This is a genomic window from Wolbachia endosymbiont of Litomosoides brasiliensis (assembly GCF_013366805.1).
Taxonomy (GTDB): domain Bacteria; phylum Pseudomonadota; class Alphaproteobacteria; order Rickettsiales; family Anaplasmataceae; genus Wolbachia.
Window position 1 is genome coordinate 1 of sequence record NZ_WQMO01000014.1, and the last position, 23,142, is coordinate 23,142.

General features: G+C 34.7%; 12 protein-coding genes and 2 pseudogenes. 7 read left to right on the forward strand and 7 right to left on the reverse strand.

What is annotated here, in order from left to right; translation table 11 throughout:
* The first annotated feature begins 199 nt into the window (after positions 1-199).
* Positions 200-2,827, forward strand: a complete 2,628-nt coding sequence (gene alaS / locus GO684_RS03615; protein ID WP_175939011.1) for an alanine--tRNA ligase — start codon at positions 200-202, stop codon at positions 2,825-2,827.
* A 4-nt stretch (positions 2,828-2,831) separates the two neighbouring features.
* On the opposite strand, the gene GO684_RS03620 is transcribed toward alaS, so the two are convergent.
* The 7 genes and pseudogenes from GO684_RS03620 to icd all read right to left on the reverse strand — a co-directional run bounded on the left by GO684_RS03620 (position 2,832) and on the right by icd (position 15,562).
* Positions 2,832-5,483 (reverse strand): hypothetical protein, encoded by a 2,652-nt coding sequence (locus tag GO684_RS03620; protein WP_175939013.1) that lies wholly within the window; start codon positions 5,481-5,483, stop codon positions 2,832-2,834.
* A gap of 60 nt (positions 5,484-5,543) precedes the next feature.
* The gene (locus GO684_RS03625; RefSeq protein ID WP_175939016.1) at positions 5,544-8,948 is read right to left on the reverse strand and encodes a class I tRNA ligase family protein; all 3,405 of its coding nucleotides are present in this window, start codon (positions 8,946-8,948) and stop codon (positions 5,544-5,546) included.
* A gap of 65 nt (positions 8,949-9,013) precedes the next feature.
* Positions 9,014-10,342, reverse strand: a complete 1,329-nt coding sequence (miaB, locus tag GO684_RS03630) for a tRNA (N6-isopentenyl adenosine(37)-C2)-methylthiotransferase MiaB (RefSeq protein WP_175939018.1) — start codon at positions 10,340-10,342, stop codon at positions 9,014-9,016.
* A 781-nt stretch (positions 10,343-11,123) separates the two neighbouring features.
* Positions 11,124-12,070, reverse strand: a pseudogene (locus GO684_RS06050) (transposase).
* A 183-nt stretch (positions 12,071-12,253) separates the two neighbouring features.
* Entirely contained in the window at positions 12,254-12,892 is a 639-nt protein-coding gene (gene nth, locus GO684_RS03645; protein WP_175939025.1) for an endonuclease III, read from the reverse strand.
* Between the two features lie 41 nt (positions 12,893-12,933).
* Positions 12,934-13,056, reverse strand: a complete 123-nt coding sequence (locus GO684_RS05610; RefSeq protein ID WP_255419658.1) for a hypothetical protein — start codon at positions 13,054-13,056, stop codon at positions 12,934-12,936.
* Positions 13,057-14,134: 1,078 nt separating this feature from the next.
* Complete coding sequence (icd, locus tag GO684_RS03650; RefSeq protein WP_175939027.1) at positions 14,135-15,562, reverse strand: isocitrate dehydrogenase; 1,428 nt, start codon at positions 15,560-15,562, stop codon at positions 14,135-14,137.
* Between the two features lie 275 nt (positions 15,563-15,837).
* Between icd and GO684_RS03655 the strand changes: the two are divergent.
* From GO684_RS03655 to uvrC, 6 genes and pseudogenes are all read left to right on the forward strand, one after another.
* Positions 15,838-16,771 (forward strand): annotated as a pseudogene (locus GO684_RS03655) (IS630 family transposase).
* A 98-nt stretch (positions 16,772-16,869) separates the two neighbouring features.
* Positions 16,870-17,055: a hypothetical protein gene (locus GO684_RS03660; RefSeq protein ID WP_175939030.1), complete on the forward strand. Its 186-nt coding sequence runs from the start codon at positions 16,870-16,872 to the stop codon at positions 17,053-17,055.
* 265 nt (positions 17,056-17,320) lie between these two features.
* Positions 17,321-18,079: a phosphatidylglycerophosphatase gene (locus GO684_RS03670; protein WP_175939032.1), complete on the forward strand. Its 759-nt coding sequence runs from the start codon at positions 17,321-17,323 to the stop codon at positions 18,077-18,079.
* Between the two features lie 45 nt (positions 18,080-18,124).
* A complete protein-coding gene (locus GO684_RS03675; protein ID WP_175939034.1) occupies positions 18,125-18,964 on the forward strand; it encodes a glycine--tRNA ligase subunit alpha in 840 nt (279 codons plus the stop codon).
* A 3-nt stretch (positions 18,965-18,967) separates the two neighbouring features.
* Positions 18,968-21,076 (forward strand): glycine--tRNA ligase subunit beta, encoded by a 2,109-nt coding sequence (glyS, locus tag GO684_RS03680; RefSeq protein WP_175939036.1) that lies wholly within the window; start codon positions 18,968-18,970, stop codon positions 21,074-21,076.
* Positions 21,061-22,881 carry an excinuclease ABC subunit UvrC gene (uvrC, locus tag GO684_RS03685; protein ID WP_175939039.1) on the forward strand — a complete coding sequence of 607 codons (1,821 nt, stop codon included), beginning with the start codon at positions 21,061-21,063 and terminating at the stop codon, positions 22,879-22,881. Before glyS ends, uvrC begins: the two co-directional genes overlap by 16 nt.
* Positions 22,882-23,142 lie beyond the last annotated feature (261 nt).

The window sequence follows — 23,142 nt, forward strand, 5'->3', positions numbered from 1 at the left end:
TAAAGTTTATAATACAATTGCTTTGCTTGAGAGCACTTTGTGCAAATTCATTGCTCTCTTTTTCACTTCGCAATTAAACAATTCCGCAATGTCAACTGCTTAACTTACTAACAATGAGAATTGGTATAACCAGGTTGATTGATAAATTGATTTTGCTTTCATTGCAACTTATTATGCATAGGTAATCTCAGTAAAAACAATGAAGCTAAACGAAATTAGAGAAAGATTTATAAAATTTTTTGTACGTAATGATCACAAGCAGATTTCTTCTTCTCCCTTAATTCCAGAACATGACCCAACACTTATGTTCACAAATGCTGGTATGGTGCAGTTTAAAAACATCTTTACTGGTACACAAAAAACTGACATGAAACGTGCTGTCTCGAGTCAAAAGTGTCTAAGAGCAGGCGGTAAACATAACGATCTTGAAAATGTTGGCTATACAACTCGGCATCACACATTTTTTGAAATGCTTGGAAATTTTAGCTTCGGTGATTATTCTAAAGAAACTGCAATAGAATTCGCGTGGAAATTTATCACTGAAGAATTGCCTCTTGATAAAAACAGATTGTTTATAACTATCTACCATACTGATGATAAGTCATACGAGATTTGGCGCAAGGTAAGTGGTTTTTCAAGCGATAAAATCATCAGAATTGCAACAGATGACAATTTTTGGAGTATGGGCACCACTGGACCATGTGGCCCATGTTCTGAAATTTTTTACGACCACGCAAAGCCTAATTTACAGTACGACAATAGAATTGTTGAAATCTGGAATTTAGTATTCATGGAATTTAACAAAGATGAAGAAGGCAACTTGCAAAAATTGCCCAAAAAATGCATCGACACTGGTATGGGCCTTGAGAGAATAGCTGCCGTGGTGCAAAACGTCTATGATAACTATGAAATTGATCTATTTTCCGCTCTGATAAGTAAATCACAGGAATACTGCGGAGATGTAGAGAATAAAGTAGCGCATAAGGTCATTGCAGATCATCTTCGTGCAGCCGTATTTCTCATCGCAGAAGGAGTACTACCTGGAAATGAAGGTAGAAATTATGTATTACGCAGATTAATCAGGAGAGCAGTACGTTACATTCATCAACTTGGATATAATGACCCCCTACTCCATCACATTTTTCCAGTGCTAATAGATAGCACAAGTTTAGCTTATATGGGAGATGTCTATCCTGAATTAACCAGAGCTAAAAGCTTGATAGAAACGACGTTAAAATCAGAGGAAGAAAACTTTAAAGACACTCTGATGAAAGGCATTAATCTTTTGGAAAAATTCACCACAGATTTAAAACCAGGCGATACTTTATCGGGAGAGTCAGCGTTCAAGCTATATGACACTTATGGATTTCCTTTGGATATCACACTCGATATTTTAAAAGAGAGAAAAATAAACTTTGATCAAAAAGGTTTTTATAATGCAATGAAAGAACAAAAAGAAAGAGCACGTGCTAAATGGGCTGGATCTGGTGAAAAATCCGTTGAGCAAGTATGGTTTAATCTGATTGATAAATTTGGCAAAACAGAATTTGTTGGTTATGAGTTTAGTGAGGTGAAGGATGCAAAAGTATTAGCCATACTTTCCTCTAAAAATGAGGAAATCGATTCTACAAAAGAGGGGGAGAAGATAACCATTATACTTGATAAAACACCCTTTTATGGCGAATCAGGTGGACAGGTAGGAGATACTGGTAGTTTCATTATCCCTTCTGTCATCCCAGTGCTTGATACTGGGATCCAGAAAAAAAATGATAGGTCATACGACCATACTGCTGAAGGTATAGCTATAGTAGAGAATACCAAGAAAGTTAATGACCTATATTTGCACAGATGTATAGTTAAATTTGGCTCAATTCGTAAAGATAACATAGTTACAGCAAGCATCGACAAGAAAAGAAGGCAAAACCTAAGAAGAAATCACTCAGCTACACATCTTCTGCACTTTGCATTAAGAAAAATCTTGGGTAATCATATTACTCAAAAAGGTTCCCTAGTTGCACCAGATAGATTACGATTTGACTTTAGTCACAACACTCAAGTTACTCACAACCAACTGTTTTTAATAGAAGATATGGTAAACTCTTTAATTAGAGAAAATCTTTCCGCGTTCACAAAAATTCAGAGCATGAACCAGGCAATAGATGAAGGGGCTATGGCGTTGTTCGGCGAAAAATATAGCAATCAGGTTAGGGTTGTAAACATTGGAGATTCAAAAGAGTTATGTGGTGGTACACACGTAGAGCGTACTGGAGAAATTGGCTTATTTAAGATAGTAACAGAATGTTCCATTGCATTTGGAGTAAGAAGAGTCGAAGCTCTAACTGGTCAAGAAGCAATTAATTATGCACGTGATAATGAAATCAACTTAAAAAAAATTGCAGAACTCGTAAAAGTGCCAGTAAATGAAATAATAAGCCGGTTAAGCATTTTAAACCAAGAGCGTAAAGAGTCCGAAACTAAAATAAAAAGCCTCTACAAAAAGCTTGTAAACGCAGAAAACATAAAAAGCATTGAAATAAATGGAATGAATTTCATAAGTCACTCTTTTACTGACATTCCAGCAAATATAGTAAGGGAATTCATTTTACAGCAAAAAAAACCAAAAACGGTAATAGCTTTTACGGCAACGGAGAAAAACAAAACAGTGTTGATCGTAAAAGTAAGTAAAGATTTAGTCGATAAAGTTAGCACAAAAGAGCTAATATCTACCGTAACCGGGAAAGGTTGTGGTGGAAACGCTGAGCTCGCTCAAACAGGCTGCGATAGTAGTGATATTTTTACAGCTATTTATAGTTACTTAACAAGATAGTGTATTACGCCCCTGTTGCTGAGCAAAGCTCGTTAACATAATTCTTATGTTCCTGTGTTACAAGCCCATTTAATTTAGCACTTACTGTTTCCTTTGCTTCTTGACAGATATTTCTATCTTTGCTGACTAATGTGAATTCAATATCCTTAAAGAACCTATCCCACATTCCACATAAATGATCTTTTATTTTAGGCCATATATCTTTTTTAAATGTTTCACCATCATCAGAAAATACATCACCTACTAAAGCTCCAACTTCCTCATAACTCGACTCAAAATATTTAAGCAATGTCTCTACTTCCTTATAAGTATCATGCGCCGTATCCAACGCTTTTCCTTCTGTACTTTCATTCTTTTTCGTGGCTGACCAGCCTATTTTAATATAGCCCAAACCAACTTTGCAAGAGCCCCAAAATCGTGAAAGTCCACTTTTATTATCCTTTGGTACATTATTTATTATATTTTCTGCCAAATTGCTTATCAAAGGAGTCAATAAAGCTTGACAGAAATGTTTGACATTATCTTTCGTTTTAATTACAGGATATTTGATACATTTCTCTGCTAAACAGTATTCAAGTTCTGCTTTTTCTAATAATTTCTTGATGGCCTCTCCATCAAAGGTTTCATTCTTCTTGAATATATCAAGCAACTCATCTTCTATTACTGCAAATTTTATTTTTTCCCGAAACGTTAGCTCTTCCTTGTAATTATTTTTTGTTTTTTCATTTATTAATAATCCTTCTTTACATAACTCCAATTGTTCTAACGCTTTTAGAATTTTTTCATTCCTTTCTAAGAGCACTTTTATTGATTTTGTACACGGATGTCCTTTTTCCCTACCATTTAGTTTAATTTTTAAACACTCATTTTGACCTTTTAGTGTTTGTTCTACCTCCAAATGTCCTTGCCCGCGGGAAACCTCAATCGTTTTTGCTAGGCCAGGTTCATATTTTTTCAATATCTTGCATAGGTCCAAAACACCTTTCTTTTGTTCTTGAAGCAACCTTTGCATCTCATATTGTTTTATCTCTAAATACGTCCTTTCTACAAAGCCATCCACTTTACTTGAAGTTTTTGCTTCCAGCTCATTAAGCTCTTCCGTTAAGGACTGCTTTACTTCATCACCCAACCTGCTCAGTAGAGTCCGAATAGTTTTTATTCTTGACTCTATTAACCTTTGCTCAATCTCTTGATCATCGTGTTCTAATCTAAAAAGATCTTCCAACCTCCTTTTTAAGGCACCATCTTTTAAGTTACCATTTCTCCAATTCTTATGCATTTCTTCCAGTTCTTTATATATATCATTATACCTTTTCAATACTAACTCTTTTAAATATTGAATTTCTTCTTTTGCATTACCTAGAGCTGTTTTTGTTTCTTGAAGATACTTATTCTCAGAAACCTCAATAAATGTTCTTTTACGCACTTCTTTGCTGTATCTCCATACTGCCTCATATACAGAAAATTCATATTCTTTTAAGTCTTTTGGTACTTCTATCCCTGCATTCTCCAAATCTTCTATTATAATATCTTTTTTACTTGACAACTCCTTACCTTGGCTTTTTAATTCTTGCTTTACCAATACTTCCTTCAGCCTTTCCTCTAATGAAAAACCTTCCTTCCTTATTCCTTCTCCCTGTGCAATCTTGATTGCCTGTATAAAGGCAACTCCATAAGCATCCTGTATTAAACGACTTGTCAATTTAGGACCTACACTATTCACCACTTCCAGCCTAAATCCGTTTAACAGTTCTTTCAGCTTATCATATGTAATATCTTTCTTTTCTAGCTTTATCAGCTCTTCCATAGTTCTCACGAACTCTTGAATCGAAGTCTCAAGCACCTCCTTGATCTCATTACACAAAGGCACAAGACCATTTCTTAAATGGATATTAGCTGATAATTTCAGCACGGTATTATGTTCTGAATCCCGTGTAACAAATAGCTTATCATTCTTATCTTCATACAAATCTCTAAGCAACTGCTCAAATTGTGGCGGAAACTTTATTTCCATATCCCATGCAATATTTGGCTCAGCAACCTTTACCTCATGAAAAGACATCCCAATATTTTGGTGTTCATTACGATACAGCCCCACACTTACTCTAAGAGCAGCAATCAAAGAATGAGATAATTCCTTATTCAAAAGATAAAAGATAGCCAAAGCGAGCGTTGCAGGAATAACTAATACCACAAGCACAGCTATATTAACAAGAGTTGCTATTGCAGCAAGAACACCATATGCTAATCTTTTTACTGTACTTTCACTTGCTTCACTCTTTTTTGTTTTATTCTCCTCTAAGCTATTCTGTGTTTTACTGCTTGCTTTAAACCTGTTATATATAACTAACCCTAATGCAGTAAAAGCAATATAAGGAAGCATTAAAACAGATAGAGCTAAATTCAGCACCCGTTTTTCTGGGCAAGTTCTGTTTATCTCTTTAAATATTTCACTTGATACATTATACCAAGAAGTAAAAAAGCCAGAGTCATAACCTTTACAACGAAGTACACTTAGCGGGATATCAAAACCAGCTAACAATTTCTTCTTTTCTTTCAACCTGGAAATAGGTTGTTGTTCTTCTAAAGTAACAATAAGCTCTTTTTTGTTGTTATTTGAGCCAAAAACCTTTTCGCAACCTATAACAGTATTCATATTATATCACTTTACCCCAATTACCTTAAGTATAGCATAAATGCTGATAATTTGCAACTATCAACAATTCAACTCAATACCAACAATTAAACCTTGGTATTCTTTGGAATAAAAGTTAGCTCCAATTTCTATATTAATTTCTAAAGATGAGGAAAGAGTCTGCTCTTTTATATACTTACCCCACGTATTTATTGCTCCTTTAATTTTCTCATCTTCAGTTTTGATTATCACCCTGATTCTATCAGATATATGAAAGTTAGCTTGCTTTCTGGTTTCCTGAATGAGTCTTACAACATCTCTTGCAAGCCCCTCTAGAACTAGTGCATCATCCAAGACAGTATTCAGGATAACAATTCCTTTATTGTTATCAAACACAGAGGAATATTCACTGTTCGTTTTTAATAATAACTCATATTCGTCCTTTTCTATAATGTAGCTTTCTGACTCATTGCCTAAAAATACTTTTTCATTATCAATTTGCTTCCATTTCCCTTCCTTGACATATTGAACTAGTTTCTTGACCTTATCTGGAATTCTTTTCCCAAGCATAGAAAAGTTTAGTTTCAACTCCAACGATGCAATGCCTTCAAGGCTATTTACTAATTCTATTTCCTTCACATTTACTTCATCTTTTATCATCTCTTGGTACTCATTCACACTCAGTATCATTTCAGCGTTTGACCACTCCTCCTTCTGAATCCCGGTGTCACACGTCTGAATAACAGGGGAAAACTTTGGAATGACAACAGAAAGCAGTTTTTTTTTAAGAAAACTGCAGGAAGACTGATGATAAACGATCATACTACCAAGTGGCTGTCTAACACGTATATTGAAAGTGTTTCTGATAGACAATGCAGAGTTGCATATTTCTTTTACTAAATCCACCTTAGCAATAAGTTCACTATCGTACCTCTCTAATTGCGGAAAATCAGCCAAATGAACAGATATTTCTTTATACTTAAGCCCCTGCCATATAGTCTCTGCTATAAGCGGCAACAAAGGAGCCGCAGCTCTTAATATGTAATAAAAAACCGTGTATAGAACATTATAAGCATCAGTTTTATCTTGATCTAAGTTACCTTTCCAAAAACGCTCACGACTGCGACGAATATACCAATTATTCAACACTTCAAAAAAATCTACCAGAATCTTACAAGCTTCTTGAGAATTATAGCTGCTCATAGAAGCTTGGATACGTTCCACAGCCTCAAAGCATTTGGAAATCATGTAGGAATCAATAGTACTCTTGTAGTCCTTACAAACCTCAGCTTTAATTCCATCTGCATTTGCATACATGGTAAAAAAGTGATAACTGTTCCAAATAGGTTTCATTACATTTTTCAGAACATTTCGTATTAAACTTCCCTCTTTATCAAGGAACAAATTGCCTCCACAAACAATAGACCCAGAAAGCATAAGAAAACGCAGTGCATCAGAGCCATACTTATCAAAAACTTCCATCGGGTCTACATAATTATTTAAACGTTTAGATAGTTTTTGTCCTTTTACATCAAGAACCACACCATGGCATATGCAGTTCTTAAATGGTTCACTGTCAAATAAAGCGGTGGATAATATAAAAAGCGTATAGAACCACCCTCTTGTTTGTGCTATATATTCGGTGATGAAGTCCGCGGGGAAATTACTCTCAAACCACTCTTTATTTTCAAACGGATAGTGGATTTGTGCAAATGGCATCGAGGCAGATTCAAACCAACAGTCAAATACGTCAGACACACGACGCATAACCGATTTTCCCGTTGGATCATCAGGATTTGGTCTTATTAAAGAATCGATAAATGGCCTGTGTAAATCATTCACTTCAACATCAAAATCTCTTTCTAGTTCTGCTATTGAGCCATATACATCCACCCTTGGATATCTTGCATCATCTGATTTCCATATAGGAATTGGCGTACCCCAAAATCGGTTGCGAGAAACCGACCAATCGTGTGCTCCTTCAAGCCATTTTCCAAATTGACCATCTCTTATATGACTTGGTATCCAATTAACTCTCTTGTTCAGCTCAATCATTCTCTTCTTGAACTTTGTCACAGCAACGTACCAAGAAGGCATAGTGCGATATATCAAAGGAGTGTCAGTTCTCCAGCAGTGAGGGTAATTGTGTATATATTGTTCGGTTTTAAACCAATTTCCTTGCTCTTTTAACTTCTTTATTATTGTATCATTGGCATCAAAAACATGAATTCCCGTTAAATCTGAAGCTTCAGCAGTAAATCTTCCACTGTCATCAATTGGACAAATGGCTGAAATACCATGACTTTGACACAAGTAAAAATCTTCTTCACCAAACCCAGGAGCAGTGTGTACAACACCAGTACCATTTTCTCCTGTAACATAATCAGCAATGAAAACACGAAATGCATTCTTGGTACCTTTAAAATAATCAAATAGTGGCTTATAAGAAAGACCTGCCAGATCATTTGCTTTAAGGTGTATATTGCAGTTTTCATATAGAATATTGTTTTGTTTGCAATGAACGATAAATTTTTCTAGGTAGTCTTTAGAAAAGATATATATCTCATTATTTACTAGACTTCCTTCATTGTCCTCTGTTGTCATTCCAGTATCTCCTTTTTCTGTCATCTCAGTGTTAGACATTGGAATCCAGGTTTCTTTTTCTCCAGATTCCAGCGCACGGCGCTGGAATGACACCGAAGAGTGAACTAATACTGCACAATACTCAATATTTTCTCCTATCGCTAAAGCTAAGTTACTCGGCAACGTCCAAGGAGTTGTAGTCCAAGCAAGTAATTTACATTTTTGTTTAAACTGCTGTGGATTTTTTAAAAGTTCAAATGCAACAGTTACAGCTTTGCCAGTCTTTTCTCTATATGCATTATCAAGCCTTGTTTCAAAATTAGACAACGGAGTTTCACATGCCCAACTATATGGAACAACGCGCACCGACTCATACACCAGACCTTTATCATAAAGCTGCTTAAACGCCCATATGACCGACTCCATGAATGACTTATCCATGGTCTTGTAGTCATTATGAAAATCTACCCATCTTGCCTGCCTATTTACATACTTTTCCCATTTTGATGAAAATCTCATCACAGAAGTACGACAATGATTATTAAATCTTTCAATACCAAATTTTTCTATTTCAGTTCTGCCAGATATTCCAAGTTCTTTTTCCGCTCCCATCTCAGCTGGCAGTCCATGGCAATCCCAACCAAATCTACGTTCAACCTTTCTTTGAAGCATAGTTTGATATCTTGCAAATGCATCCTTTATGAAACCAGTAAGTAAATGCCCATAATGCGGAAGTCCATTTGCAAATGGAGGTCCATCGTAAAAGACAAAACAGTCATCCTTAGAACGTCTCTGAATTGACCGCTCAAAAATTTTGTTTTCCCGCCAAAATTTTATGATTTCCTTTTCTAATGACGAAAAATCAGGGCTGCTTATTGTATCAAGGTAACGCTTTGGCTTCATGTTCACTATTTAAAATTAAAGAGTATATAACTTTCTGGAAAATCACAAATTCAAAAAAAACAAACTCATTCCTGTAATTCACACCCTAATAGGCTATTTTGCCAAGCTTCTAATACCTTTACATTTACTATCTTGTCTCTATATTTATCTTCAGGATCATCAATGCACACTGATTGCATATATGGGCTTTTACCAATAATTTGGTTTTGGTATTTACCTTTTTTATTGCTAAATAGAACAGGTATAGTCTTACCTACCATACTCTGGTTAAACTCAAGCTGTTGCTTGCTAATCAATTTCTGTAAACGAAGGAGTCGTTCTGTTTTAACTTCTTCTAGCATTTGATCTTTCCTTTCTGCCCCTGGCGTACCCGGCCTTGCGCTGTATTTAAAGCTATAAGCCTGAGCATACCTCACTCTTTCCACTAATTTTATAGTCTCTTCAAAATCTTTTTCGGTTTCTCCAGGAAAACCAACAATAAAGTCAGAAGAAAATTCGATTTTGGGTTTTAATTTGCGAAATCTTTCTATTATTTCCAAATACTCCTCTACAGTGTGCTTTCTGTTCATCGCACGCAATACTTTATTTGAACCAGACTGCACAGGCAGGTGAATAAACGGCATGAGTTTTGGTACCTCCGCATGTGCCAAGTAAAGAGACTCATGCATATCTCTTGGGTGAGAAGTAGTATAGCGAATTCTTTCTAGTTTTTCAATTTTAGCAATATGACCAATTAATTTTCCTAAATCCCATACTTCCCCTTTGCATTCCCTGCGATAAGCATTGACGTTCTGACCAAGTAAATTGATTTCCTTTGTCCCACTTGCAACTAATTTCAATGCTTCACGGAATATTTCATTTACTGGACGCGAATACTCAGCCCCGCGAGTATATGGTACCACACAAAATGTACAAAACTTATCACAACCCTCTTGTATGGGAAGAAATGCAGAAGATCCTTGGCTATTACCGCAACATTCATCCAGCAATCTATCAAACTTCACAACCTCAGGAAAATCAGTATTTATTATATGGCCTTTATTTCTGCTTGCTTTAATTATCAGCTCTGACAGAGTAGCTATGCTCTGTGGTCCAACAACAATATCAACAAAAGGCGCTCTTCTAAATACTTCTTTTCCCTCCGCCTGAGCAACACATCCCGCTACCACTATAGTAATTTCTTTATTTTTTTGTAACGAATGAATTTTCCCAAGTTCAGAATAAAGTTTTTCTGCTGCTTTCTCCCTAATATGACAGGTGTTAAGTATTACCAAATCAGCTTTTTCCACATCATTAACAACGTTAAACCCCAGAGGTTTAATTATATTTTCCATTAAAACGGAGTCATAAACGTTCATTTGACAGCCATAAGTTTTGATATACAGGCCTTTCATACTTTTATCATCTGGTATGCTTTTTTAATTTCTCCACTCCACACATAAATGTCTAAACACGCACACTGATGTCATTCCAGTACATGACGCTAGTGGACTGGCCACAGGTAAGTGTAATAGATTTTTATGGAATTATACGGAAGACTCGACCCTAGTGTCAAGCGTATAGATGTACAGGCACGTAACTTTAGTCCACCGAGATGGTGTTATCTCAGCTTCTTTTTCTGTCATTTCAGGGCTCTTTTTTATCACTCAAGTAGCTATTGTATAAGGAACGGACAGACAATAATGGAAAAGAAGTCATACTGAAGTAAGTAAAATAGCGATGTTAAAATGGCATTAAAATTATCGAATGAAAAAATCGTGTAATCAGCAAAAGAGCTATAAAAAATTAAATGCCGTAATTACAGCAAAAAGCACAGTATAACAGCCTTAGCAAAATAAGCTGCATTTCAAGAACAGCACCAACTGCATGGGCAAAGCACCTAAAACTTGAAAGCAAAATTGTTTACTCTCCTCAACGTCATAGAAAAACCAGGTTAAATCAGAGTTAACTTGAATAAGTTAAAGTACGGACACAAGAAAGCCTTAATATTACCATTTAAAGAAATGAGATAAGAATCCAGGAAAATTTAACTTGAATGTCAGTAAGTTTATAGTACACTGTAACACGCAAAAAATGAAGTTTCCATATATTACGCTAAGACCAATTCATAAACAAGATAAAAGTAGATTAGGAAGAACTAAAAAAACTTAACGAGACTACCAGTAACACCAGTTCTCATTTCCAGTGAGTCAAACAAGTAACATTGCAGAGTTGTTTAATTGCGAAGTAAATAAAGAGGGTAATAAGTTTGCACAAAGCACTCTCAAGCAAGATAATTACATTATAGACTTTATTACGCAAAATGTTTTGTTTTATATACAATCAAAGCCTCTCAATAGGATTGAACTTAGGTGAGTATGGCGGTGGTATAATCTTGATATTTTGAGATACCTTTAAATTTTTGACTTATGCCAACTGGCACAACCTATGACAAGAAGTGCTTCTCGTGTTCTTAAATATTGCAATATTTGTTCAAGAGATATATTCATACAATCAATGTTGACACACATTCGATACAAATAAGCTAGAACTCTCTTCATTTACAGGATTAACTGCACTATTCTGTGTTCCAACGCCCTTTTTAAATTACCCATATCCAACTTTCGAATATATGCAAAAACGGATTCATCAAAGATGAATAACTCTTGTTTAGGATACTTACCAAAGTTTCATCAAGTTTTTTTTAAACCCTTCTTGTCTACCCTTATCTTGTTCATTGTAAATTGGTCTTGGCGCAATACACGAAAACTTCGTTTTTTGCATATTATAGTATATGTAAAATTGCTGACATTCAAGCGAAATCTTTCTGGACTCTTATTCTCATTTCTTTAATGGTAATATTAGGGTTTTCTTGTATCTATACTTCAATTTGTTTAAATTGACTCTGATTCAAGAGAGTTTTTCTATGACATTGAGAGGGAGTGACAATTTTTCTTCTTTTCCAAATTTCAGGTACTTTATCCATGCAACATATTTTTACTAAGGCTGTTATACTGTGTTTTTTCGTCACAATTACAGCATCTAGTTTTTGCAATATATGCGTGCGCTACCTCACACTTTTTTCAGCACTTCTTTTGCTAATTCCACAACTTTTTATCCAATAATTTTGATTTTAACACCATTTAAACTTCGCTATTTTACTTACTTCAGTAAGGTTTCTTTTCCATTATTATCCATCCGTTCCTTATATAGTGGAGTTTGGTACAAACATCTTCAACCTCATGATTTAAGGGGATTAATAAGATCTGTCAAGCAGTCTTCCAACTAAGGTTCTATAAACTACTTGGATAACAAAAGAAGGAATACTAGATTTTATAATCTTTGCACTCAAACTCACATAAATCATGAATTATGCATGCTTCACACGAGGGTTTTTGTGCTTTGCAAACATATCTACCATGTAAAACTAGCCAGTGATGAGCATAGAGTAGGTATTTTTTTGGAACTACATCTAAAAGAGATTTCTCTGTTTTGAACACATCTTTTTCTTTTACAAGACCAATTCTATTGCTCACTCTAAAAACATGAGTATCAACTGCCAATGTTGGAATGCCAAGCCCCACATTTAAGAATACATTAGCGCTTTTTCTTCCAACCCCTGGCAAAGATACTAAGTCGTTAAAATTAGCAGGCACTTTACTATTGTAGCGCTCAACTAGTATCTTGCTGAGCTCAATTATGTTTTTTGCTTTGGAATTATACAAACCAATACTGCTTATGTATTTTTTAAGCTCACTTTGCCCGAGATTTAGCATCTTTTCTGGTGTATCAGTGATGCTAAACAGCCCTTTTGTAATTTTATTAACACTCACATCGGTTGTACGTGCCGACAGAACTATCGCAACCAGTAATGTAAAATGATTGGTATAACCCAGCTCTATTCTTGGCATAGGATTCAACTGCTTAAATTTCTCAAATATCAATTCTATCCTTTCTAAACCCATGCGCTTAGAGCTAAAAACTTATACTATACTGTAATATTCTACTATACAAATCCAATTGCTCCATGATTATGGCGCTTAGTGTTAACATCAGATACATTAGCGTTTACCTCACCAAAATTCCTATTAGCAAATTCATTTGCCACCTCTACAAAACACTTTCTCACAAGAAGCATAATTATTTAGATTAACAGTTTTCATGGATCATGCTATTCTAACAGATCAGCTTCTTTGTGTATTCTATCTTTAGATCTCTCCCCAATAAGCCCCTTATGTGCTCTTCAGCGTATATTCCACAACCTTTTTAGAAAACAGGAGCCAGCACTTCAATTAATATTGCTAATGCAAGCAGAGAACTAAGCATACCTACACCAACAATCCATTAGCAATAAAATTTGTTGCAAGTAAACAAACAGAAAAAGCAGTGATAGGACAGTAAAAAGGAGTTTACCATCTAGCGTAATACAGATCATTTTGTTCATAAATTTGTCAATAGAAATTTCACTATTTCCATACTTAGCCATACAATGGGCTCGCTAAACGTATCCATAAACAACATCAAATGCTACCACCGTAACAAGCAATAGCCTACAGCAATTGGTAGTTAATAGAGGTAAAGTGTCTTTCTTTTCAGACATTTAGGGGGGCATTTTTATGCAACATGAATTCTAACGCCAAGGCCTTTCTATCCTCTTCAACTAGACTTCTACCTTATTTCTAGGGGAATAAACAATTGCACGCCTAGCTTTGCTTGATAAAGTCTTTACCCTTTGAGCATAGGCATCAATTCTAAGTAATTTTTCCAACTTTTTTTCTCAGTGACACTCAGTTTTCAAATAATTTCTTTCCATAATGAACTCACGTACTGTTAAACGCCCATCACTTTCAGCACTAACGCTAACTTTAATACATGAGCTCCCCGATTCCAAGGGTTTAATATATTTTTTTAGCTCTTCATAAGCCTGATGAATCTGTATAAATCTATTGTTATCTCCACTTTTATCAAAAAGATTTACAAGTATCAATCTCCTATGCCACTCCTTTAAAATTTGCCAAGCTCTTCATAATTCTCATCTACAATTTGTTCAGCTCTTATTTCCAATAGGCCAAATAAATCAGCGCTATCATGAAGCTCCTAATCAGTTAATTTAAAATGTTCATTCACCCCTATACTCTATACAAACATTATGTATTCTTCACATAACAACTTAAATATTGCATATAACCAAAATTCTTAACAAGAACCTAAGAAAAGAATCCCTTTTTCTCATCATATAAATACAACTTATCCATTCTCACCACATCAAATCTATTTTCTTCGAGCTTGATTAGGAGGTTATTTACATCACTGTTTGTGATAGTTTTCTTTTCGCTGCTTGCAACAAACCGGCAAGTTACTTGGTCACTCGAAGATTTTGAGTCTCCAGGCCAAATCTCTAGCCCTTTTGAGTATATTGCTATAACCCTCAGATTACTTGATTCAAACAATTTCACCATTCGATCAAAATTACTTGACCTGTCCCAAGCAAGCGTTATGTCACTACCAACCAATTTTCTAACTTTATAGTCTTGTTCACAGTTACTTTGCATTTTATTCATTTTACTACCTGCACCACTGCTAATTATAAGCCTAGGTAATATTTCAGGTTTCTTTCCTAGATTATCTATAACAGCTTCTGCAAACTCTTTTGTACCAACTTTCCGCCTACTCCTTTTCTCTTTATACAAATCAGCAGTGTGTATCCCACTCTCCAAAGTCTTTAGCCACGCATCGTAAACTAATTTTGCAACATCTGCTTGACTTATATAGATCAACATATGCACTGCAGCATTTAAAAGGCCAGAAGGATTGGCTATGTTTTTCCCTGCAATATCAGGAGCAGAACCATGAACTGCTTCAAACATTGCGTACTTACTACCTATATTACTACTTCCAGCGAGTCCTACAGAACCTGAGGTTTGTGCTACTATGTCTGACAATATATCACCGTATAAGTTCTCAGTCACTATAACATCAAAATTTTCTGGTTCTGTGGCAATACGTGCTATTCCAATATCAACTATATAATGTTCTGCCTTTATACCTGGGTATTCTTTTGCAATATAATCAAATGCTGTATGGAAAGTGCCGTCGGTCATTTTCATTATGTTATCTTTAGTCAGACAAGTTACTTTCTTCCTATTGTGTTTTTTTGCATACTCAAAACCGTATCTGCATATTTTCTCTGAGCCAGATTTAGTAATAATTTTAGTGCACTGGTAGGAATCACCGGTGAGTCTATGCTCCACTCCTGTGTAAACGTCCTCTTCATTTTCACGTATTACTACAATATCAAACTTATCGAATTTATTTTCTATAACGGGATGATATGAAATGCATGGTCTGACGTTTGCATATAACCCTAGATTTTTTCTAAGCGCAACGTTTAAGCTTTTGTGCCCTTTACCTTGTGGAGTTGTTATTGGAGACTTAAGCAATACCTTCGTTCTTTCAATAGATTCCCAACCACTTAGAGAAATTCCGTGAGACCATTCCTTATTATAAACACGCTCTCCTATTTCAATAACATCTATTGAAATCTTTGCCTCCGCCTGGCGCAATATCGACAGCACCGCTTCCATAATCTCCGGTCCGATACCGTCACCATATGCAACTGTGATTGGTGTGGACATAAGCTCCCTAACTACAAACGACTTAATATTAATTCAAATAATAGAGTTGGTCAATGCTAACTAAATTCTCATATTTGAGATTATTTAATAACATGAGTAGTGTATGAATACTGAAATAAGTTATACAGGAATTACAAAACGTATGTTTGCAATTGCAATTGACTATATCTTACACCAATTCCCACTATACAAGAAACGCATAGATAATAATGGAAAGAAGCCGTACTGAAGTAAGTAAAATAGCAAAGTTTAAATGGCGTTAAAAATCAAAATTACTGGATGAAAAAGTCGTGGAATCAGCAAAAAAATGCTGAAGAAATTACAAAATAACGCATATGTTACAAAAAAACTAAATACTGAATTGCAGCAAAAAAGCATAGTATAACAGCTGCAGCAAAACTTCAAGAACAGCACTAACTGCATGGACAAATCACCTAAAATTTGGAAGGGAAGAAAAATCTTTTGCTGCCTCCAACTTCATAGAAAAACTAGATTGAATCAGAGTCAATTTGAACAAGTTGAAGTATGGATACAAGAAAACCCCAATATTACCATTAAAGAAATGAAAATAAGAATCCAGGAAAAATTTGACTTGAATGTCAGCAAGTCTAAGTACATGTAATATGCAAAAAACAAAGTTTTCACATATTACGCTAAGACAATTCACAATGAACAAGATAAAGGTAGACAGGAAAAGCTTAAAAACTTAATGATACTACTAGTAAGTACCATGAACAAGAGTTATTTATCTTTTATAAATCGCGGTTTAGCACATATTCGAAAGCTGGACATGGGTGATTTAGAAAGGGCGTTAGAACACAGATAAAAGCAAAATTAGGTAGACAAAATTTTTATCTCTACAGTCCAGTAGATCCTAAAAATGGAGAGAGTTCTAGCTTATTTACACCAAAAATATCAACATTAATTGTACAAATATATTTCTTGAATAAATGTTGTAATATTTAAGAATACGAGAAGCCTTCTTATCATGGATTTTGCTAGTTAGCATAAATCAAAAAATTTAAAGGTATCTAAAAATATCAAGATTATATACTTACCATTATACTTACTTGAGCTCAATCCTATTGAAAGACTTTGGTTGTATAAAAATAGAACATTTTGCGTAATAAAGTCTGTAATATAATCGCTTTGCTTGAGAGCGCTTTGTGTAAATTTATTACCTCCCTTTCTCACTCCGCAATTAAATAACTTTGCAATGTCACTTATTTAATCTATTACTAATAAGAATTAGTATTAGCATAGGAAATAAGGCTTATTATTGAATTTACCTTAGCACTATCTCCAATGTGGCTGAAATGCCTTTAGATAAAGCAGCAACTATACAAGTAATAGGGTTGATATTGGAATTAACATTTTATGTATTTACAATAATAGAATTTAGTGACACTCCAGGACAATTGTTACTTCACGTACATGTAAAAGACAAAAATACACTTGAAAAAATCACTCTAATACAAGCAACAGAACAGTAGTTTTTAGAGTATTATATTTTATAATCTGTTATACACTACTCAATATTTCTAGTCTATTTATAGTTGCATCAATCTTAATCATATTATTTAAGATCTTTAATCAGTATAAGCAATTTCTTCACGATAAAATTGCAAAAACAGTAGTAATGGACTACAAACCTAGTTGTCAATATAACTACAAAACCCTTTGATCATATCTGAACTATTGATAAGCCTATTACAATAAAGTATTATAGCCTTGTTAGCTGAACACTACTTTAAGTATATGGAAATTTTATGGACAATTCTGGGAAAAACATTAGGCAAGATTTTTCCTGCTAAAACAGTGAGTTCTTTTCTAGGAATAGGGTATTTACCAGGTTGGCAGAACTATTGGTCTTCTTTCTTAATATTACTTATTGCCTACATTACATTAATCCTCACATATGGAGGCAATTTTATACTATACAAAATGCCAGGTTCTGGCATAATTGTGGCTGCTACTTTTATGAAGTTGGCAGTAGTTATGTTAGTGCTGCAATTAGTTGGAATATCTATTTTTCATATCCAGAACCCTTCAGCAAGTAGTGGTGAAAATATAGTAATACAAATGGCGTCAGGGCAGGTGTTAACCGTTGCACTTTCAATGCCAGCAATAATGTCAATTTATTATACTGTGAGCAACCTCTATGGGAATATATGCAAGCAGATACTTCAATGTCCATTTTGGTTTAATGATTTTATGCACTTGTTCTTCTTTTTTACAATACCTTACATATTTTTCAACGTTGTAGAATCGATGAAACCTTGGCCAATAAGTTCAATACAGCTCAGTTATAACAATGCAATATCAATCACACTTGAAGGGATTTTTTATACGTTTTACGCAGTAATTTTGCTATATTCAACTGCATTTATATTCTGCGACCTAACTATGCATAATGCAATTATCCTAAACAAAAGCATAATTCAGTACATGAAAGAAAGTTCAGCGGCTCTAGGCGACTATTTACATAACACTGTAAAAAAAATAAGTATTGAATAGTACTTATTTGCTTATATATTCAGTATAATAAAGTGTGTAGTTTGCGTGAATCTACAAAGCATAATAAAAGAATTACAAGATTTTTGGGCTGGTAAAGGATGTACTATACTCCACCCATATACGTCTGAAGTTGGGGCTGGAACATTGCATTCTGCAACAATCATGTCAGCAATTGATGTAAAACCAACGAAAATTGCATATCTACAACCAGTAATTAGGCCAGCAGATGGACGCTATGGTGACAGCCCTAATCGCCTATACCAACACCACCAATACCAAGTTATAATAAAACCTTCCGGCAACAATTTGCAAGATATCTATTTAAGCAGCTTAAAGGCTCTTGGCATATCTATAGAAAAATATGATATTAAGTTTATCGAAGATGATTGGGAAAATCCAAGTGTTGGTGCATCAGGACTTGGGTGGGAGGTAATATGTAATGGAATGGAAGTAACACAACTTACTTATATACAACAAGTAGGAGGTATTGATTGCAGAGTAATCCCTGGTGAAGTGGCGTATGGGTTAGAACGTTTAGCGATGTGCATACAAGGTGTAAATAATGTTTATGATATAACGTGGAACGACAGTGGTGTAACTTATGGAGATATTTTTAAGCAAAGAGAGTATGAACTTTCTTATCTTGCATTAGACTACTATAATACTGAGGTAGTGCAACAGCAATTTGAAGATACAGAAAAATTGTGTAAATTTCTTATCGAAAAAGAGTTACCGGTAGCAGCTTACGACCAATGTGTTAAAACTAGTCATTTACTTAATCTGCTTGATGCAAGAGGTGTGCTTGGTATGAATGAACGCACAGCATATATTGGTAGAGTGAGAGAGCTGACAAAAAAATGTTGCGAGTTATATATGAGCAAGTAACACATGTCGTCACAATTATTGTTTGAATGCCTTTCAGAAGAAATACCATCAAGAATGCAGAACTCAGCTGCAGCTCAAGTTAAGAGTTATATCACCAATGCCCTCAATAAAAATAATGTGAAGTTTGCATCTATAGAAGTTTTTATAACGGCACGTCGCATCACTCTTTTTGTTGATAATATAAGCATTTCTAGGCTAAAAAGTTTCAATAATGAAATTAAAGGACCAAACGTCAACGCACCCAAAAGGGCCATCGAAGGTTTCTTAAGGAAGAATAAAAAAAATAAAACAGATCTATTCGTTCGCAAAGCGAATAATGTAGACTTTTACTGCATTAAAAAGGATGTTTGCTCATTTAACATCAGAGAATTCTTCAAAAGCCAACTAGAAGAGATGCTTAAAAATTTCTCTTGGCCAAAAAGCATGAGGTGGAGTGAAAGGAAAGAAAGATGGGTTAGACCAATTAAAAACATTTTATGTACTTTAAACAATGAGATAATACCTGTATCTTTTGCGGGGATAACAGCATGCAATACAACATATGGCCATAGATCTTTCTCAAGTGGCACAGCATTAACTGTTAAAACACCTAAAGACTACTTTGAATTGCTAGAGAAAAACAACGTAATCCTTCAGTCAGACAAAAGAAAGCAATTTATACTGGGTCAGATCAACAAATTTACAAAGGAGCGGAACCTACAACTTGAAAAAAATGATTATTTACTAAATGAACTGACAGGACTTACAGAGTGGCCAATTGTGCTATTTGGTGAAGTGAACCAAGAGAAATCATTGGGATTACCGAAAGAAGTAATCCTTAGCATAATTAATACACAGCAAAGGTATCTTGCTTTGAGCAATGGACAGAAAATCTCACATTTTATTACTGTTGTAAATGTTAACAATAATGAAGTTGTTAAAGGACACGCAGGAATATTGGAAGCGCGTCTTGCTGACGCCCAATTTTTGATATCTCAGGATAAAAAGGAAAACTTGGATTATTATGTCAAAAAATTAGACTCTATATTATTCCATGCTTCTCTCGGTAGTGTTGGAGAAAAAGTAAAGCGCATTATAACTCTATCAAAATATATAGCAATATATGTTCCACGTGCCTCACTAACCAAAGTTGAGCGTGCCGCATATTTAGCAAAAGCTGATCTAGCAACATTGATAGTAAAAGAATTTCCAGAATTGCAAGGAATAATGGGTGGATATTATGCTTCTTATTTCCAAGAAGATAAGGAAATAGTGGAAGCTATAACAGAGCATTATAAGCCAATTAGACCAGAGCAAGAGTGCCCTAAATCTTCTGCCGCAATTGTTATGTCTATCGCTGATAAGATAGATAGTCTGGTTGGTTTAATCGCAGCAGGTGAAAAGATTTCTGGCTCACATGATCAATTTGGTCTGCGAAGAATGGCAATAGGTATAATTAGAACAATACTTGAAAATAATTTGCATGTTCCGATTAAGTTATTAATAGATAAATCAATATCTTTATACCCCAAACTTGCATTTACTAAAGATGCAACATCAGTTGATTGCCCCCATAAGTTAAGTAGAGCAGATCTGGTACTTAAGTTTTGCTTAAAAAGATTCAGGACCATTTTAAAAAACAGAGATATAAGGCAAGACATTGTAGATTCAATATTGTGTAAAGATGATATTAATGATCTGCTCACAGCAGAAAAGCAAACTATTATATTGGATCGTTATCTTAGTACGCCTGAAGGCGAGCAGATTCTGAGCACTTATAAAAGGGTTAGCAACATAGTTAATAAAGCAGAAAAAAATGATAATACTGCTTACAGCACACCATATAATAAGAAGTTTTTTATTGAAAGCGAAGGAATAGCACTATCGGATTATGCCATAACTGCTTGTAGAAACATTAAACAAGCAATAAAAAGTGGCGACTTTAATACAGCACTTGATGAACTTGCTCGGTTTACCCCATTTATTAATCAATTTATGGACAGTGTAAAGATCAACTGCGCTCCTGATAAGCTAAGAAGAAATAAATTATCTTTGCTTGCTAATGTAGTTTCCACATTTCATTTAGTAGCACACTTTCACCTCATACAAGTTAAACAATGGGCTATGTCATAAATGTTCAAGCAATAAAAAAACAAATCGAGTTATCTCCACAATCTTGTGGCGTGTACCAAATGATTGGAGATAAGGATAAAGTTTTATATGTTGGAAAGGCAAAAAACTTAAAATCAAGGTTATCTAACTATCTTCGATATGAAAACCTTTCTGAACGAATTAAATTCATGCTCTCGCAAGTTATTAAGGTTGAAATATTCATTACTAAAAATGAAATAGATGCACTACTTCTTGAAGCACGGTTAATCAAGTCATTGAAGCCATCTTACAATATTGTGCTCAAGGATGGAAGATCCTATCCTTATATAGCGATTTCTAAGTACGATTATCCAAGAATAGCACAATATAGAGGAAAATTCAAAAAAGATGAATTTCACTATTATGGTCCCTTTATATCTGCCTCTGCTGTTAAGCAAACTATATTGTCACTACAGAAGGCTTTTCTTTTGAGAGCATGTTCAGATCGATATTTTTCCTTAACAAAAAGGCCATGCATTGAATATCAAATTAAGCGCTGCTCAGCACCATGCGTGGGCAAAATTACAAAAGATGATTACCGTCAATCAGTAAAACAAGCACGAGACACATTACTTGGAAGGAATGAGAAAGTGAAAAAACAGTTATCCTCTACAATGGAAAAATGTAGCAAAGAAGAGAACTACAAGCTCGCTGCTGTATATAGAGATCGGTTAAAGTTCCTTGAGCAAATTCAAATGCAGCCAATGGATTTTTCTTTTGAACAAGATGCAGATTTTTTTAGCATTGCACGTAAAGAGGATTTAGCGTGCATTGGTATATTATCATTCAGAAATAAAGACAACTATGGAAGCACTCCTTACTTTGTCGAGAACTGTAGTGATTATCCAGATGATGAAATTTTATCCACCTTTTTGATCAATTTGTACAATTCAGCTAACATACCTCCAACACAAATTTATATTCCTGACTTTGTTGCGGGTGAAGAAATTGTAGAACAAGCACTACGCAATGTTGCTCAAAAGTCAATAAAAGTCCTGCACGCAAAAAGTAAAAAAGAATGTAATTTATTGAAATTTGTTTATGATAATTCACAGCATAGCTTAGAGCAAAAGCTTACTGATTATAAAAACAACCTAGAAAAACTTGAAGAGCTTAGCAAAGTTTTTCTGTTACCAAATATTCCAAGACGTGTTGAAGTTTATGATAATAGCCATACATCTGGAAATCAACAAGTTGGTGTCATGATTGTTGCAAAAAAGGAAGGTTTTTTAAAGAGTGAATATAGAAAATTTACTATCAAAGAAGAAATTTTAGGAGATGATTATAAAATGATGAGGGAAGTGCTAACCAGACGCTTCTCCGGCAATATAAGGGACGTGATTCCTGATTTTCTACTGATTGACGGTGGTCCAGGGCATATTTCCATAGTACAGAATGTGTTAAATACATTAAATATAAACGTTCCTTTTGCTTGCATAGCAAAAGGCTCTTACCGCAATGCAGGAAATGAGAGATTTTATATGCCAAACAGAGAAGATTTTACTTTGAAAAATGACAGCAAAGTCATGCTTTATCTACAATCGCTACGCAACGAAGCTCATCGTTTTGCAATAACCTCGCACAGAAAAAAACGTGATAAGCAGTTTTTTACTTCACCGTTAAGCAAAATAACTGGCATTGGTAACAAAAGAAAAAATGCGTTGATGTATCATTTTGGTTCGATAGAAAACATAAGCAAAGCTCCTCTAGCTGAAATTCAAAGTATAGCTAGAATTAGTAAGGGATTAGCAGAAGTTATCCTTAAACACGTGAATAATAAAGAATAGATGCAGAGGTGCGGTTAAAATACAAGCGAAAAGACTTTAAATTTTTGCTCCAAATCACATTACACTTTATTTAGCTCATCTCATTCTAATACTAATTCCTATTGTTAATGGGCCAAATGAGCAACATTGCAAAGTTATTTAATTGCAGAGTGAAAAAGAAGGTAATAAATTTGCACAAAGCGCTCTCAAGCAAAGCAACTGTATTATAGACTTTACTACGTAAAATGTTCTATTTTATATACAACCAAAGTCTCTTAATAG